Source organism: Devosia sp. P2_G7 (assembly GCF_056403495.1).
Map to the genome: position 1 here is coordinate 1 of NZ_JBFUFI010000025.1, position 15,176 is coordinate 15,176.

A 15,176-nucleotide genomic window follows, 5' to 3' on the forward strand; every position below is an offset into this window, starting at 1 on the left:
TCGGCTGGGATCAAGGGTGCCTTCCGTCTCCCGACCGATTTTGATGCGTTCCTGACCGCTGGCTACGAATACGCGGCCTACCAGGCCAACACCGAAGACGATGGGTTCTCCCACACCATCAAGGTTGGCCTCTCGATCCCGTTCGGCGACTCCACGACGGCTTCGGACGCGCTCAACCCGTTGGGTACGAGTGCGCTGCCGTATCGGGCCGCTTCCTGGGCCGAGACCCTGGACTAAGCCTCGACCCTCGAACGAAAATGCGAAGGGGCCCGACGGGCCCCTTTTCTTTAGCCACCTACCGACCTTTGTCGCTTCACCCGTAGCGACGGCGCACGAGCCAGGTTAGACCATCGACCTCGTGCGGCTCGTCGTCCTCGTCGAACCCGAACCACCCGCACCAGTAATGGAACTCAAGGTTCTGCACCTCGCGATCAGCACTGGCAAACGTCCAGCGGGCGAAGTTCTCGACTATGAACTCGACCCGCGGCTCGCCGGGCTTCGCCAGGGCTGAGTACATCAACCGCTCCATAAGGAATTGGAGAGCATATCCTTTCCTCCATCGGCTGTTGTCTTGTCGTGACGCACCGGTCCGCCGGCGGTTTCACAGTGAACCGGGCTAGCGTTCAAGTTCGTCACTCAGCCCCCGCGACCAGAGAAAGCCGATAAGGGCGCCCTTGACCGGCCGGATAATGGCGAGCGGCACGACAATCGACAGGGGGACGAGTACGGCCATGTAGGTTAACGGACTCGCCCTTTCGTTCATCTCCATGTCGAGCATCACGAAGATGATCACATGCGCGACAATGGTGATCACCACAAAGGGCAAGAGGAGGCCGACGTTGAAGTCGCCCAGTGGTTGACCGCACACCGCGCATTTATCGACCTGCTGAAGAAACCCCGAGAACAGGTCTCCCGCACCGCATCGGGGACAGCGGCAAAGAAGCCCTCGGAGCATCGCCGTTCCCAGGCCGACGTGGGGATGTTCGAAGGTGCGCATGGCGGTAGGCTTCCTTGCTCGATAACCTCATCGTCAACGCCTATGACCTCGCGAGGTTCATAGAATTGGAACCGAACACGACGGCTCAAATTGATTCACGCATGATGTGCAGGAGTTCCGAATGCCGGCCGCAACGGTCACCCCCCGCTCCAAGCGGCCAGCCGCCGGGACTCTACCCCACTTGTGCTTCCTAGTTTCCGCCCGCCGCAACTGGCGACACTCGAGCGCAGGGTGCCCACTCGCAAAAGCTGGCTGTTCGAAATGAGTTCGATGGCTACCGGGCGCAGGCGGCTTCGCGGGCAGCCAGGTTCGGATGTATTCCCGGGGCGGCCACGACTGGACGCAGCAGTTCGGCTACGTCGTGCCGGCGTTTTCGCGGTTAACGAGAGGCACCGTGCTGATCGACGGCGAGGTGTGCGCGATCGACGAGCACGGCCGGACCAACTTTCTTCAGCAGCAAGCGCGCCTCGTGCATCTTGCCCGCCCGTAAGATTGCATCTCGCGTTGCTTAGCGCGCCTTTCAGCTTTTTTGGCGCGGCGCTCGTCTGCGGTCAGGATTGTCTCGTCCATGACGTCAGATCAAGGCAGGATCCCACAGCTCAGCGTGACGCTCTTCAAGGCTGAACCTCGGCTGCAAACTGGCCTATGGCGCTGTTGTAGGTTTCGTACTGTTCGAGAAAGCCCATATGGTTGACCTCCTCGATGATCGAGACACGCGCAGCGGCACTGCTCTCCGATATGGTGTGGCTGGCCTCCGGCTTGGTGACGATATCTAGCGCGCCGCCGATAACCAGCACGGGCAAATTGATCTTTGCGAGTGCGCCCGTGGCGTTCCAACGAAACATGGCAAGGTTCCCTCGTGCCTGGGCGCCGGGTGGGCTCCGCGTACCCAAGAGGGTAACCGCATTAAGTTGGCTCAGAGTGACGTGCTTGCCAAAGCCGATGCGGTTGGCGAGGTGCGCTGACCCACTCAGGTAACTCTGCCAGGCGGAAAGCCATACGAGCGGTTGCAGCGGTATTGCCAGCCACATTAGCGGTTCGATCAGCGGCCACCGCAGGGCGCGCCAGAGCGGGCTGAGGATCATGGTGCGAAGTGGATTGGTGTAGGTGGTATTCAGCAGCACGATGCCGGCGACCCGTCGTTCCACGAAGCCCGGATCGTCCCGCACCAAGGTCTGGATCGTCATTCCCCCGATGCTATGCCCAACGAGGACGGCCTTTCCCGCATTTTCCAGATCGATGATGGAGCGGAGGTCGGAGGCAAAAGTCTCCAGTTCGATCTTGCCCTTGGAGCGCCCGAGGCCTGGAAGGTCCCAGGTGACGACGCGGAAGTGGGTCGCGAGGTCCTGGACTGCATATCCCCAGATCGTGCTGTCCAAGCCCCAGCCATGGGTGAGAATGATGGTGGGGGCGCCCGCGGGGCCGTGCGTCTCCACGTAAAGCTTGGAACCTGTGGTGCTGTCGATTACGCGAGCCTCTTCAGCTCGGACGAGGTTCAGTACCCGCCTGTCTCGACCTGCGAGCAATGGCTTCAGAATCAGGCCACCCAGGAACGACCATACCGACGCGCCGGCAGCGATCCATAGCGGCCAATCTTCACGGATGCGGTGAACGACGCCATCGGTATCGACAACCGTGACCCCATCATACCACCGCCACAGGAAGTAGGCAGCGGCGCCCAAGATGGCGAGCGAGAGCAGGCCCAAAATAAATCTAAGGATGAGAACGAGCGGCATGTAATCCCCTGGGCGAAGCACACTCCGCCCACTCGCAACCTCCTGCGGCCAACTAGGTTCCCCCTATCGCTTTCGACGATTCCTCGGAGTCCAGACCACTGCTCGAGAGACTCCGCGACCAAGCCGACCAAGCCGACGCGGTCGCCGGAACGCGCGCCCACCCTGAACCAAAGCGTCTTGCCGAAGTTGAACCCATCTATGCAACTAAGAGGTTCTGCGATGCTCGATAACTTCCCAAAGCCGCCCTTTCCTGAACAGCAGCAGCCGTACCCTGGCCTCGCCAGCCGCATGGATCCGGTGCCCGACCATGGCGAGGACAGCTATCGCGGGTCGCAGCGGCTGGAGGGAAAGAAAACGCTGATCACTGGCGGCGACTCCGGCATCGGCCGGGCCGTCGCAATTGCCTTTGCCCGTGAGGGCGCCGACGTGGCAATTTCCTACCTCAGCGAGGAGGAGGAGGATGCTACCGACGTGAAGAAGGTCATCGAAGCGGCAGGCCGGAAGTGCCTGTTGCTGCCGGGCGATATTGCAAACCCCGGACATTGCCGCAATCTGGTTGCGAAGACCGTCGAGGCCTTCGGGCGGATCGACGTGCTGGTCAACAACGCCGCGCACCAGAGCTATTTCGAGAGCCTCGAGGAGATCCCCGACGAGGAGTGGGAGAAGACCCTGGCGGTCAACATCTCGGCGATGTTCTACCTCACCAAGGCTGCCGTCCCGCACATGAAGCCGGGCTCATCGATCATCAACACGGCCTCCAAACAGGCGGATGAACCGAGTCCCGAGTTGTTGGCCTATGCGGTCACCAAGGGGGCGATCCAGAACTTCAGCGCTGGACTGGCTCAGTTGCTGGCCAAGAGGGGCATCCGGGCCAACACGGTTGCGCCAGGGCCTGTATGGACGCCGTTGGGGCCGACAAGTCTGCCCGTGCAGAACGTCGTCGAATTCGGCAAGCAGGTGCCGTTCGGCCGGCCGGCGCAACCCCGCGAACTCGCCCCACCATACGTCATGCTGGCAAGCGACGAAGCCAGCTACATTTCCGGTGCCACAATTGCGGTAACTGGCGGCAAGCCGGTGATGTGATGAGCTTCAGTGGGGCGGCGTCACGCCGCCCCAACTGATCACCACTACCAGGCTACGGCCGACCACGCGCCGAGCCGGAGCACATCACCAGCCTGGGAGAATTGCCCCGTGGAAACGGGCGTACGATTGACCTCGCAGGCAATGTCAGCTGGAGCGTTGGTCGGGTTCAGTGCCATCGATAGAGTGCCAGCTTCGAATGTCCATGTGACGATGATGCAGTTACCCTGCCGAGCAGTCTTGGCATCAAGGCAAGGCGTCGCCGCCAGGGGCCACAATTTCTGCTGCCGCCAATGTCCCAGTGCCCGAAAGCGATCCAGGGCCGCTTGGCGCTCGGGCAGGTTCTCGTAGTCCTGCCAGGGAAGCTTGGCCATCTCGAACGTCTGGGGGGCGTTCGGCTCGGGCAATTGTCCGGGCTTCACCTCCTCCTTGAACATTTCCCGCATCTGTTTGTAGCGGTCATTGCTCTTGGCCTTGGCCACGTCCGCTGGCAGATCGAGAAAGAAGGGAAAGCCGCTCGTCAGGTTGCCTTCATCCCCCATGAAGCATAGCGGGACCTGGGGGGCGAGGAACTTGGCGAAGTGGAGGAAGTCCAACTGCTCGGGGCTGATGCGCTCGGATAGACGCTTTGCGTCGGCTCGGTTGCCAAGCTGATCGTGGTTCTGCACGTAGGTGATGAAGCTGTCGGGCGGAAGCTTCGCGCCATCGCCGCCCCGCGTTCGTCCGTCGCTACCGTCACCTTCCGAGGGATCGTGCACGAAGCCGTCGGCGAGCGCCTTTTCCAAGTCGGCGTAAGGATCCTTCGTCGCATCGTCGTACCCGGTCTTCGCACCCTCGCCGGTGACCAAGTAGGCGAGCACATGGTGCATGTCGTCGTTCCACTGCGCTAAGTACCGCATCGGCTCGTTACGATCGTTCCGCTCCAGTAGGTTGAAGGAGTTCCCAACGTTCTCAAGGATCAATGAGGCATGCGGCTTGGCGGCCTTTGCTGCTTCTGCCAATTCACCGAGGAACAGTTCGCGGCTGCCGGTCTTGATTTCGTGGACGCTGTCGAAGCGCAGCCCGTCGAAATCGTACTCAGACAGCCACATCACGGCGTTCTCGTAGTAGAACTGGCGGACCATCGGCTCGTCGAAATTGATTCCCGGTCCCCACGGGGTGGTGACGTCGTCGCTGAACCACTGGGGCGCATAGTCCTGGACGAAATTGTCCGTTTCCCCAAAGTGGTTGTAGACCACGTCCAGGATCATCGAGAGTCCGAGTTCATGGGCGCGATCGACCAACTGTCGCAGTTCCTCGGGCGTTCCGTAGCTGTGCTCAGGAGCAAAGATCAGTGTGCCGTCGTAGCCCCAGTTGCGGGTGCCAGGGAACTCATTGACGGGTAGGATCTCGAGGCAGGTGTAGCCGGCATCGCGAAAGTGCTCGAGGCGGTTCCTGAGTCCGTTGAAGGTGCCTTCAGGACTTACGGTGCCGATATGGACTTCGCAGATGATCGTCTCGTGCCACGGACGCACGGGGACTCTACGGTCCGAGGGGCGCAAAGGGTTGCGCACCACGCTCCAGCCTGACGCGTCATCATCCTGTTGTCGGGACGCGAGGTCCGGAAACTCCAAGTCGCCTACCCGGAACTTATAGCGTGTCCCGGGCCCGCAATTCTCCACGGGGGCCAGCAGAAACCCCTCGGGACTGCGGACCATGGGGACGGCGTCGCGGCCTTGGATAAGCAGGTCTGCTGACGGCGCGCTTGGCGCCCAAAGACGGAACGCCGTCATACCCCCGTCCACCAGCGGCCCAAACCGGACGGCCTGCGGCGCCGCGCCGGTGGCCACACGAGGCTGGATGGCTGAACGGTCGAGATCGATAGTCATAGGGCATCCCCGGTGCGAGTTTCAGTCCTCCGCGTGCGCGCGGCCAGCGCACGTGACCCGGAAGCGGATTATGAACTTGCTTGCAGCAGGAGGGTTCCGGAACACTGCTACGTTACTTGGCCGGTCAACTAGTAGAGATCATTGAAGGTGTCCGGATCGCTGCCGGTTCGGCCGTTCTCGACATCATCTAGTCCGGAGATTCGTCCCATCTCCCCATCGGATAGGGTGAAACCGAAGACGTCGAAGTTCTCGCGGATGCGCTCTGGAGTCTCTGATTTCGGGATGACGATCGAGCCTCGCTGCAGGTGCCAGCGAATGATGATCTGTGCGGGCGATTTGCCGGCGCTGGCGGCAATTTCCCCGATGATCGGATCGTCGAGCACCTCACCACTGCCCAAGGGGGAGTAAGACTCGTGGCGAATGCCCCTCGAAGCCAGATAGGGCAGGAGGTCCTTCTGTTGGAAGTATGGGTGAGTCTCCACCTGGTTCACGGCAGGGACGATACCGGTCTCGTCGATGATGCGTTCCAACTGGTCATGAGTGAAATTGGAAACGCCAATGCTTCGGACAAGGCCCTGATCCTTCGCTTCGATCAATCCCTTCCAGGTGTCCACGTACCTGTCGTGCGCCGGTGTCGGCCAGTGGATCAGCATCAGGTCAATGAAGTCCAAGTTGAGTGCGGAGAGCGACTCCTGGACGCCAGCCAGCGCACCGTCGAACCCCGCGGCCTTGGTGCGCAGCTTGGTGGTCAAGAAGACTTCCGAGCGCTGCACGCCGCTGCTTCCTAGTGCCTCTCCAACGCCCGCCTCGTTGTCATAGCCCTGCGCGGTATCGATCAAGCGATAGCCAGCGTCCAGGGCGGCGGTCACCGTGGGAACAACCTTCTGGTTCTCGATCTGCCACACTCCGAGCCCCAACTGCGGGATTGATACGAACTCGCTCAACTGGATGACGGGCAGGGTGGCGAGGGCGGCATCGTTCTGAGCCATGAGGGCGTCTCCTTGGGTTGCCCTCTCCGAACTAGCTGGAGACTCGACAGTTCCAAGACTCCTTACCTGACACCAACAGCCTCAAAGTTTCGATCCAGATACTGAATTGGAGCGGTTTAGTTCAGTGGGGATCGGGAATACGGGCCACCGGTTTCCGCCCCCTTTGATGCCCCGCGTTGCGGCGTTCAGGACATCGAAGCGATTTTGAATGGCCGTTGGCCGCCCCACGATTAATTCGTTCGGGCCGCCGGTGAGGGCCGCCTGCGAACAAGCCAGACGTTCTCTCCGAACTCGTGCGGCTGGTCTGGCTCCTCAAATCCGAGCCAGACGCGCCAAATAGTTGAACTCGGCCTGCTGTGTCGCGCGATCGGTGCTGGCGAACGTCCAGCGGGCAAGATTCTTCTCAATGAATTCGACTAGGGGGGCGCCCGGTTTGGGCCGAGTGGAATTCATCACCTGCTCCTTGAGAGGCCCCTGCCGTGGCTAGCAAACTTACGATGCTGACGAATACGCGGCTCCACCAGGCCCGGTCATAAGCCAAGGGCCTAGTTAGGCGGGCTTTCCCGCATCTTGTCCGGTCACTTCCAGAGCGCCTCGTCGGGATTATCAGAGGATTCCGGCACGCGATCTTCTCAGGGGGCCTGGGGGAGATGGTGCCTTCGCACACGCCAGTGGCTGATGAGGCTACTCTACTAACCGCTCTAAGCGTCGAGAAACGGCGTAGGGCACTCACCTAGATCAATGCCGCCACTGCAAACCGAGTGAGTGAAATTTGGTTATGGGGTAATCGGCTGCTCGTCTGCGGGCATGCTACAGTACGCAACCGAACAGTGCCCGCCGCATTGAATCGCCGATGTACACGAGTTCCTCATGCCGGCCGTGAAGGCCGCTCCCCGCACGCGACGGCAAGGCCGCAGGGACTCGGAATCTACCATCCTTCCTGCTTTTCGTCCGCCCCAGCTGGCGACGCTCGAGCGCCGTGTTCCTACCGGGGACATCTGGCTGTTCGAGATGAAGTTCGACGGCTACCGCATGCAGGCGGCGATCGCCGGCGACCAGATGCGGCTTTACACCCGCAACGGCCATGACTGGAGGCGCCAGTTCGGTTACGTCGTACCGGCGCTGTCGAAGCTCACAGCCGGGTCCGCCTTGATCGACGGCGAACTGTGCGCCATCGACGAAGAGGGCCACACCGATTTCACGCTGTTGAAGAACAGCCTCGACGGCAAAACACCGGTGGTCTTCTACGCCTTCGCCCTGCTGGAGCTCGATGGCGAGGACATCGCCGGGCTGTCCCAACTGGAGCGCAAGCAGCGGCTTGAAGCCCTCTTGGCCAACCTGCCTGACGACGCCCGATCGCCTATTCGGATCACATCGCGGGTGGCGGGGCTGACGTGTTCAAAGCGATGTGTGAAGGCCGCTTCGAAGGCGTCATCGCGAAGTCCCCGATTGCTCGCTATTACGCAGGGGAGCGTTCCACCGCCTGGCTCAACGTCAAGTGCGTGCAGCGGCAGGAGTTCGGGTGATCGGGTGGCGGCCGCCCGAGTATGGCGCCGACAATGTCCGCGGGCTCTTCCTCGCCACGTACGAGGCGGGCCGCCTGGCCTACCGCGGCGGCGCGGGCACAGGTTTCACCGACAAGATGCGGCGTGACGTGTGGGACGTTCTGCAGCTGATCGGCACCGACGAACGGCCCCCGGTTGTCGGAATGCCGCGGGCAGAGATGCGGGCCGCCCGCTGGGTCGAGCCGCGCCTCCTGGCCGAGGTCGAATACACCGAGATCACCCTGGACGGCCTGATCCGCATCCGTCTTTCAAGGGCCTGCGCGAAGACAAACCCGCCACCGATGTTCACCTGGAGGAGAGACCCAATGGTTGACCTGAACCACCCGACCAATTCAGCGCCCGAGGAACGCCTCGGGCACCTGCCAGTCAACGCCGACGACATCGTCGTGATGATTTCCGACGTGCTCTATGAGTACCTTCCGCGCGACAGCGGGGTATCGGCAAAGGAGGCGCTCGGTGAAGTGCTCGCGATCCTCGAGACGCCACTCGCGCTCGAGATCTACGAGCGGGAAATGGAGCGCCGGCACCCCCGGGACGCGAGCCGGTGGCACTAGCCATGACCGACAAGTTCCCACCGAAGCCATCGGCGCCCAGCGTGCTCCCTCAAAATAGGCGCGGCCATCGAGCGCAGCAAAGCGCTCGCGAAGGATGATCGTCGGACGCTACTTCAGGTGAGACCGACGCCGGGATCGATGCCACTACGACGAAGAGCATCGATCTGGCCCTGCTGACCTACGCGTCTTGCAAGGAAGCCGGCATCGTCAGTAACGGTCTGGAAAGAGACATGAGGCGCGGCAGCGACACCGCGCCTCTCAACCGGCCGAGGCGGTGGAAGGATCCTACACAAGCTCCAACTGGCCCGGGTTTTCTTGGGGAACGCCGGGCCTTTTGTCGTTCTGCCGGCAGGAAAAGGCCAGTCAAGAACGGCCACATTTTGTGCGAATTGTGGCACAAAAGGCATAGCGTTTTCAGCAGCTTGGAGCTAATCGTCACAGTAGCGTCGTCATTGAGTCTATTTTGGGGGCTGCCATGCGTGGCAAACTGTTGGCTACTACGGCGCTGGGCTCGACGCTCTTTCTCATCCCTGCTGTCGCTTTTGGGCAATCGGCCTACGATTGGACGGGGGCCTATGTCGGCGCTTCGCTTGGAGTGGTGGCCACCACCAGCGACCTGGAAGCCGACGGCAACGAACTGAATTTTGCCACCAAAGGTGGGCTGGCTGGGCTTACGGCGGGCTACAACGTCCAGCTCGAGAACTTCGTTGTTGGCATCGAAGCCGACGGTAGTTTGACGACGGTCGAGGGTACCAACACCGATCTCATTCCGTTCGCCGGTGGCGATGAGCGGCTGGAATCTTTGCTGACCCTACGTGGTCGATTCGGTGTGACCAACGGTCCGGTGCTGGCTTACGCGACCCTTGGCCTTGCCGGCGGCCAGGCGAGCTATACTGCGAACGTTTCCGACCTAGGTAAGGGTACGCCCGTTCCCGCCACAGCATCGGGCTTTGTCACCGGCGTCGTCGCCGGCGCCGGTGTCGAAGTCGCGGTAAACGACAATCTCAGCGTTAAGACCGAAGGTCTGATGTACCAGATGTCGCCGCTTACCGCTTCTGGCGACACCGGCAAGGGCAGCTTCGACTCCGAGTACAAGCCTTCGGGCCTTGTCGTGCGGACCGGCGTGAACTTCCACTTCTGATCCGGGCATGCAGCTCGTAAAAGCCATTGTGCACCAAGCGCGGCGGTCCGAGCAGGACCCCGCGATTGCTTATGGTGGCGGTGTCGCCAACTTCGGTTCGCTCATGGGGGCGACGGCGGCCGCGGTGGATGCCCTGACCTCCTTCGGCGTGAAGCCGCGGCAACTCGTCATCCTCGACATCCGAAACCCGATTCATCACACCGCCATGATCTATGCCTTGGCGTTGCTGGGCGTCAGGTCGGCATCTGTGGGCACGATCTTTGTCACGCAGCAGAGCGGACCACGCCCAGATCTATTCCTGACCGACCGCGACGATCTCCCCCCGTCAGACCTTCCGGTTCGAAAGGTGGATCCCCGGTGGTTCAGCTTCGATCAGTCCGCCCCAATCGACTACGCCAGGCTAATGGGGATGCCTGGTTTCCCCAATCCTGACGACGTGGTGAGATACGTCTACTCGTCAGGGACTACAGGCCGTCCAAAATGCGTGGCGCTGACGAACGCATCCCTCGAGCTCAGGATGGCTCACACCCAAACCTACATGAACCAGCGCATCCTGAGTGGTGCCGCCTTAAACATGATGGGGTTCTCGACGATTGCCGGCATCATGTCGCCAATCCTGACCCATAGTGTCGGCGCGCTGCTGTGTTTCTCATCGAACTACGTTGAAGCCTTGCAGTTGGTCCGGATGTTCAATGTCAGCGCCATCGGGGGTGCTGTCGTGCAATTGCAGGGTATCCTCAACGCGCTTGGGACGGCTGCGCCGCCGCCAAGTCTGAGATGCGTTTCGGTTGCCGGATCCAAGTTGCCAATCCGTATGCTGACCGAAATCCGCTCACGCCTCGCCAGCTTCGTCATCGGCGGCTATGGCTCAACCGAAGTAGGTGGCCTCACATCTGCAACGGCGGCCGACTTCGAGCGGCACGAGGGTGCGGCGGGCTACATACTCCCGTGGGCAACCATCGAAGCCGTTGATGACACGGGCAGTGCCCTTCCCGCCGGAAGCGAAGGCGTGCTCCGGGTGCGGAGTTCCGAAATCGCATTCTACGTGGGAGACCGTGGCGAGCCGCTGGAAACCACGTCGGACGGATGGTTCTACCCTGGGGACTTCGGGCGCATTGAACCGGATGGGCTTGTTGTCATAACCGGTCGCACGGGCGACATCATCAACCGGGGCGGCGTCGTGGTTGCGCCGGAACTGATTGAAGAGGTTTTGCGTCTGTCGGCCAGTGTGACGGACGTTGCGGTAGTTGGATGCACGAACACGGCAGGGATCGACGAGATTTGGGCAGCTGTCGTTGCTTCGGCACGCCTCGATCCTGATCGTCTAATCGCAGAGGCAGCGCCCAAGCTGAACGAGCGCGTGCCGGATAGGGTTTTTCAGATTGACGCCGTACCCCGCAATGAGAACGGCAAGGTCATGCGCAACGCGCTGCGGGAACAGCTGCGCCAGATGCTGTTGCGCTGAGGCCACGCAACGCATGCACCGGTCTAGTCAATGGCTGGGTCTCGGCATCGCCGGCACCACCTCGGTCGGAGCAGGCCTGCCTTGAACGGCGGCGCACGGGACTCAACCCGGGCTACTTCATGCAGACTCTGCGCCGCGAGCACACCTCGAAGGTCCCCAGATGCTCCGGGTCCAGCAGTAGTTCAAGCGCCATGGGCCCATATTGGAGGGTCGCGTGCTCAGGGGGCGTTACGGCCTCGGATGGATGGTGGCAGCATGGCTCGCCATCGTCGTTCTAATTGCACTTGGCATCGTGTTGGTGGGTCAGTTCGCCAACTGGCGATAGACACGCAGCGGTCGGCGTTGCCTAGCAAGCACTGAAGGTCACATCGGCCGGTCCGATGGCGACTGAAGTCGCTATCCGGAACTCAGGCAGTCCGCTCTGGTTTGACTCTCCGTGAGCGATGGCTGGCCATCATCCCAAATACACATGTACCCTCCACTGGCCGACCATCGCTCCGACAATCGGAGCGGAAAATGGCCCGCACCTTCGTATCCTTGGCACTCTTCGCATCCGTCATGCTGCTCTCCGGCGTCATGACTGTCACCGGCCTAAGCTTCACCGCCGACACGGTTGCCAGGATTGCCGCGGCGACACCGGTCAAGACCACAAATCTGAAACCGAGCTACGTGGCCGTACTGCCCGCGGCCAAGCCCGAAGATCTCGACATCGCGAAATCGGTGCCGGTGGCGTCCCTTTCGCAAGAGCCAGGTCCACTGGCCGAGCCGCCGGCATCGACCTTCAGCCACACGGTCGCAGTCGAATCCCTGCGCGTCCGAGCCGGCCCCAAGAAGACAACCCGACAGCTGTTCTCGCTGAAGGGCGGCACACCGGTTACGGTCATTAAGGAGGACCGTGGGTGGGCATTGATTACGGCTGGTGGCGATCGGATCGGTTGGGTTTACAGCAAGTTGTTGCGTAGGGTCGAGGAAAAACAGGCCAGTATCCAATAACCAAGTTCCCCCGCCCCTATTGGGAACTTGGTACGCGGCGGGTGTCCAAGGTGGCCTTCGGACCCCGCCGCACTGTTCGAAATTGATGAAGCGTGCAAGGTATAGATCTGGCACGGCGAGGAACTCATGGATAGCCATCTCGACTTTCAGTTCCAGGTCGACAGCGACGTGCAAAAGCACGTCACGGTGGAGCAAACTGGCCGGCAGCTAGATGTTACAGTGCGGTTCTCCAACGACGTGGTGCTCGACACTACCGCCGCTCACATCGAGGACGTCGTCGATTGGAAAATTCGCACCGACGAGCAGGGCCTGACGATCGAGTGGAAGACACCGGTGATCGCGGGTCTAGACTGGCTGACCTCGGCGAAGCAGCGACGCTTCTAGCGATTGGCTCACCGGCGAAGGCCGACGTGACAGTGACGGCCCCTAAGTGGAAGCACCTGACGCTGCGGTTCGAACCGCCGCTTGATCGACTGAGGCGCGAACTTTTGGAGCCATGCTGCGTTGTCGCCCCGAAAGGGAGCGACGATGACAGAGCGGGTTTTCGGCCCCGATAGTCGGGACGGCAAATGGTACTTCTATGCATATGTTGACGGGCAACAGGTCGAGTGGGGACCGTACTCGAGCGAGGAGTTTGCTCAGGGTGCCAAGGCGGCTATCCAACGTCGCCTCGAGGCTGAGGACCCGCCGGAGGTGAAGGAGGCGGCCAGTGAGCCGTCGACCATGACGTAGGCGCCCCGGAAACGGCAAAAGAAAACGCTCGCGCCGTTTTAGGGAACGGCGCGACCGCGAGTATGACTTTAGAGTGTGTGGTGGCCCGGCCCGTTAGGCTCGGTCCGATAGTTACAACGCGTTGGAACCACTCTAGTTCCCATGTTCGTGTGGGTGTTTTATGAACAAGCCACACGTCGCCATCACTTCATCTCCGGCACCAGGCCGTAACGCGCCAGCTCGACCGGGTCGCCGTATTCCCCGTGCTGGGGATCTGCGGTGCGGCTCCAGGCGAGCACCCCGGTATTGCGGCGCAAGCTCCATCGCCGCCAGTATAGCTCCCTCCTCGTTCTGCATTTCCCGCGGCTCGAAGGCGGGCTGAAGGTTGCCGTCCTCGTCCATATCGAAGGCAACTAGCACCACCAACTTGCCCCCCTGGCTCATCGTCTCCTCCCAGGAACCGGTAACCATCTATCGTTCTTTATAGCGCCGGCTGACCAGGAGGAATACGATCCAAACCCCTTGGGAGGAGGGGTTGTCGTGAGGGCTTTGGCCCTGGCGAACCACCCTCAACCGTCGATGGAGGAGATCGTCCTTGGAAAACCAACAGGTCGTTCCCGAACGCCGCCTTTCGTCTGTGCAGAACCGACGTCGCGCCGACGCGGCCGTCGCGCCATTCGCGAAGGCCTTAAAGGGATGGAACGCCAAAGCCGCCTATCTCGGCGTTCGTGCCACCTCAGGCCGCAGCACGCCAGAGGAAAGGGCTTTGGCCCGCCTGGAGGCCGGCGCACTTTTGGCGGAAGTTCTACACCGTCATGCCGAGTTTCGCGTCGCCACCAAGGGTGAGCCGCCGCACAGCCGCTTTGATGACGTCGACGCGGCTCTTGAGCACCTGGTCGAGCAACTGCGGACCCTGTCGTTGGCTCCCTAGGAACGCGGTTTCTGACGCTGTTTCTGCGGACGTTCCTTGCTGACGGAAACTGGCTCCGTCGCGCGGGCCAACAGCTCGGGAAACGTCACCCTCGCCCCACTCGGATCGACGACGGAAATTGATGAGGCGCCGGCTGACTGCAGGCCCCTGTAATCGACTAAGCTTGAGCGGCGGTCAGGACTTCCCGCTGCGCTCGACCTGTCGTCATCACGTATTGAAGAACATAGTTCACCACTCTATCCACCACCTTGGTGCACATTAACCTGCTTGTGCCGCCGGGGTTCCGCGCGCCGTCTGGAGGGCGACCTGTGGGCACGGAACTCAACGCGTCTCGGGGCGTTTTTTGAGGACCAAGCTGCGCACACGGCATGGTGTCATACTCCAAGTCATACCCACGGTCGCGCCCGCCCCGGCGCGACCGTTCCTTTTCCCACCGTGTGAATGGCTGCTCGCAGATGGGGAGGCCGGGCTATGACGCGTTACTTTTTTGACCTCCATGACAGCACCGACGGCGTGTTCAACGACTTGGAGGGGCAAGAGCTGGCCACTGACGAGGTGGCGCGAGTTGAGGCTGCGCTTACCCTCGCTGAAATAGCTCGAGACTGTCTTCCGGAGGACAGCTCCCCCAGGGACCTAATAGTCGTGGTGCGCACCGATGCTCACGGACCGCTGTTAGAAACCCGTCTGCATTGGGAGACGCGGCACCTGGTTGGTTAGCCCGGAAAACTGCACTGACGCACTAACCTGGCGTCGCCAGCTACCTCTCAGCCCTTCTTGCGGTTCGCGGCGGCATCGGCATCCGCCCGGCTGGGGCCGGCCTTCCTGATGATCTCGCGCGCCTCATCGAGCGTGATGCCGTGCTTGTCGGCGAAGTAGCTCACTTCGTACTGCTGCTCAGCCGCAACGCGTGACCGGTCCTGCTGTCCTTGGTTGCTTTTGTCGTCTGCCATCTTGTCTCTCCACCGGAACGGATGATGGAAGCGGCAACGTCGAGGCCGAGCTTTGGTTTCCGCCTTCTGTTAGCGGAGCGGGACCGCCGGTTTGGGGCGACCCCGCTCCTTTCTTGATGTCCCCAGGTTGCGGCCACAGGGCATCAATGCTTGGCGATCCGGCGAGCGAACCTGAGTTGCAGCGTTGCCCGCCGGA

The 15,176-nt window shown here is 61.5% G+C and carries 16 protein-coding genes and 1 pseudogene; 11 read left to right on the forward strand and 6 right to left on the reverse strand.

Annotated features, from left to right (window positions below):
• A partial coding sequence (locus AC1DWU_RS22865) for a hypothetical protein (RefSeq protein ID WP_477152324.1) occupies positions 1-237 on the forward strand: 237 nt, incomplete at its 5' end.
• A 76-nt stretch (positions 238-313) separates the two neighbouring features.
• On the opposite strand, the gene AC1DWU_RS22870 is transcribed toward AC1DWU_RS22865, so the two are convergent.
• The 3 genes from AC1DWU_RS22870 to AC1DWU_RS22880 form a co-directional block, all read right to left on the reverse strand.
• Positions 314-517, reverse strand: coding sequence for a hypothetical protein (locus AC1DWU_RS22870; RefSeq protein ID WP_477152325.1), 204 nt, complete (start codon positions 515-517; stop codon positions 314-316).
• 99 nt (positions 518-616) lie between these two features.
• Positions 617-997, reverse strand: coding sequence for a DUF983 domain-containing protein (locus tag AC1DWU_RS22875; RefSeq protein ID WP_477152326.1), 381 nt, complete (start codon positions 995-997; stop codon positions 617-619).
• A gap of 614 nt (positions 998-1,611) precedes the next feature.
• Positions 1,612-2,733: an alpha/beta fold hydrolase gene (locus AC1DWU_RS22880; RefSeq protein ID WP_477152327.1), complete on the reverse strand. Its 1,122-nt coding sequence runs from the start codon at positions 2,731-2,733 to the stop codon at positions 1,612-1,614.
• Between the two features lie 219 nt (positions 2,734-2,952).
• On the opposite strand from AC1DWU_RS22880, the gene AC1DWU_RS22885 reads away from it, so the two are divergent.
• On the forward strand, positions 2,953-3,816 hold the full coding sequence (locus AC1DWU_RS22885) for an SDR family oxidoreductase (RefSeq protein ID WP_477152338.1): 864 nt from the start codon (positions 2,953-2,955) through the stop codon (positions 3,814-3,816).
• 44 nt (positions 3,817-3,860) lie between these two features.
• On the opposite strand, the gene AC1DWU_RS22890 is transcribed toward AC1DWU_RS22885, so the two are convergent.
• Both AC1DWU_RS22890 and AC1DWU_RS22895 read right to left on the reverse strand, forming a co-directional pair.
• Positions 3,861-5,681 carry an alpha-amylase family glycosyl hydrolase gene (locus AC1DWU_RS22890; RefSeq protein ID WP_477152328.1) on the reverse strand — a complete coding sequence of 607 codons (1,821 nt, stop codon included), beginning with the start codon at positions 5,679-5,681 and terminating at the stop codon, positions 3,861-3,863.
• Between the two features lie 128 nt (positions 5,682-5,809).
• Positions 5,810-6,670: an aldo/keto reductase gene (locus AC1DWU_RS22895; protein WP_477152329.1), complete on the reverse strand. Its 861-nt coding sequence runs from the start codon at positions 6,668-6,670 to the stop codon at positions 5,810-5,812.
• 1,032 nt (positions 6,671-7,702) lie between these two features.
• Here AC1DWU_RS22895 and AC1DWU_RS22900 point away from each other — a divergent pair.
• The 9 genes and pseudogenes from AC1DWU_RS22900 to AC1DWU_RS22940 form a co-directional block, all read left to right on the forward strand.
• A pseudogene (locus tag AC1DWU_RS22900) lies at positions 7,703-7,957 on the forward strand (ATP-dependent DNA ligase); the annotation flags it as partial.
• 235 nt (positions 7,958-8,192) lie between these two features.
• On the forward strand, positions 8,193-8,789 hold the full coding sequence (locus AC1DWU_RS22905) for an ATP dependent DNA ligase (protein WP_477152330.1): 597 nt from the start codon (positions 8,193-8,195) through the stop codon (positions 8,787-8,789).
• 475 nt (positions 8,790-9,264) lie between these two features.
• Positions 9,265-9,930 (forward strand): outer membrane protein, encoded by a 666-nt coding sequence (locus AC1DWU_RS22910; protein WP_477152331.1) that lies wholly within the window; start codon positions 9,265-9,267, stop codon positions 9,928-9,930.
• A gap of 7 nt (positions 9,931-9,937) precedes the next feature.
• Positions 9,938-11,395, forward strand: a complete 1,458-nt coding sequence (locus AC1DWU_RS22915) for a class I adenylate-forming enzyme family protein (RefSeq protein ID WP_477152332.1) — start codon at positions 9,938-9,940, stop codon at positions 11,393-11,395.
• Between the two features lie 516 nt (positions 11,396-11,911).
• A complete protein-coding gene (locus AC1DWU_RS22920; protein WP_477152333.1) occupies positions 11,912-12,388 on the forward strand; it encodes an SH3 domain-containing protein in 477 nt (158 codons plus the stop codon).
• 126 nt (positions 12,389-12,514) lie between these two features.
• Positions 12,515-12,772, forward strand: coding sequence for a hypothetical protein (locus tag AC1DWU_RS22925; RefSeq protein WP_477152334.1), 258 nt, complete (start codon positions 12,515-12,517; stop codon positions 12,770-12,772).
• A 144-nt stretch (positions 12,773-12,916) separates the two neighbouring features.
• The gene (locus AC1DWU_RS22930; RefSeq protein ID WP_477152335.1) at positions 12,917-13,120 is read left to right on the forward strand and encodes a hypothetical protein; all 204 of its coding nucleotides are present in this window, start codon (positions 12,917-12,919) and stop codon (positions 13,118-13,120) included.
• Positions 13,121-13,694: 574 nt separating this feature from the next.
• Positions 13,695-14,030, forward strand: coding sequence for a hypothetical protein (locus tag AC1DWU_RS22935; protein ID WP_477152336.1), 336 nt, complete (start codon positions 13,695-13,697; stop codon positions 14,028-14,030).
• A gap of 471 nt (positions 14,031-14,501) precedes the next feature.
• On the forward strand, positions 14,502-14,747 hold the full coding sequence (locus AC1DWU_RS22940; RefSeq protein WP_477152337.1) for a DUF6894 family protein: 246 nt from the start codon (positions 14,502-14,504) through the stop codon (positions 14,745-14,747).
• Positions 14,748-14,794: 47 nt separating this feature from the next.
• Here AC1DWU_RS22940 and AC1DWU_RS22945 read toward each other — a convergent pair whose 3' ends face one another.
• Positions 14,795-14,980, reverse strand: coding sequence for a DUF3606 domain-containing protein (locus AC1DWU_RS22945; RefSeq protein ID WP_477152245.1), 186 nt, complete (start codon positions 14,978-14,980; stop codon positions 14,795-14,797).
• Positions 14,981-15,176 lie beyond the last annotated feature (196 nt).

Excerpts from the sequence above, each read along its gene's own strand:
- AC1DWU_RS22870 (WP_477152325.1), bottom strand. The coding sequence starts at position 517 with ATGTACTCAGCCCTGGCGAAGCCCGGCGAGCCGCGGGTCGAGTTCATA.
- AC1DWU_RS22875 (WP_477152326.1), bottom strand. The coding sequence starts at position 997 with ATGCGCACCTTCGAACATCCCCACGTCGGCCTGGGAACGGCGATGCTC.
- AC1DWU_RS22880 (WP_477152327.1), bottom strand. The coding sequence starts at position 2,733 with ATGCCGCTCGTTCTCATCCTTAGATTTATTTTGGGCCTGCTCTCGCTC.
- AC1DWU_RS22885 (WP_477152338.1), top strand. The coding sequence starts at position 2,953 with ATGCTCGATAACTTCCCAAAGCCGCCCTTTCCTGAACAGCAGCAGCCG.
- AC1DWU_RS22890 (WP_477152328.1), bottom strand. The coding sequence starts at position 5,681 with ATGACTATCGATCTCGACCGTTCAGCCATCCAGCCTCGTGTGGCCACC.
- AC1DWU_RS22895 (WP_477152329.1), bottom strand. The coding sequence starts at position 6,670 with ATGGCTCAGAACGATGCCGCCCTCGCCACCCTGCCCGTCATCCAGTTG.
- AC1DWU_RS22910 (WP_477152331.1), top strand. The coding sequence starts at position 9,265 with ATGCGTGGCAAACTGTTGGCTACTACGGCGCTGGGCTCGACGCTCTTT.
- AC1DWU_RS22915 (WP_477152332.1), top strand. The coding sequence starts at position 9,938 with ATGCAGCTCGTAAAAGCCATTGTGCACCAAGCGCGGCGGTCCGAGCAG.
- AC1DWU_RS22920 (WP_477152333.1), top strand. The coding sequence starts at position 11,912 with ATGGCCCGCACCTTCGTATCCTTGGCACTCTTCGCATCCGTCATGCTG.
- AC1DWU_RS22925 (WP_477152334.1), top strand. The coding sequence starts at position 12,515 with ATGGATAGCCATCTCGACTTTCAGTTCCAGGTCGACAGCGACGTGCAA.
- AC1DWU_RS22930 (WP_477152335.1), top strand. The coding sequence starts at position 12,917 with ATGACAGAGCGGGTTTTCGGCCCCGATAGTCGGGACGGCAAATGGTAC.
- AC1DWU_RS22940 (WP_477152337.1), top strand. The coding sequence starts at position 14,502 with ATGACGCGTTACTTTTTTGACCTCCATGACAGCACCGACGGCGTGTTC.
- AC1DWU_RS22945 (WP_477152245.1), bottom strand. The coding sequence starts at position 14,980 with ATGGCAGACGACAAAAGCAACCAAGGACAGCAGGACCGGTCACGCGTT.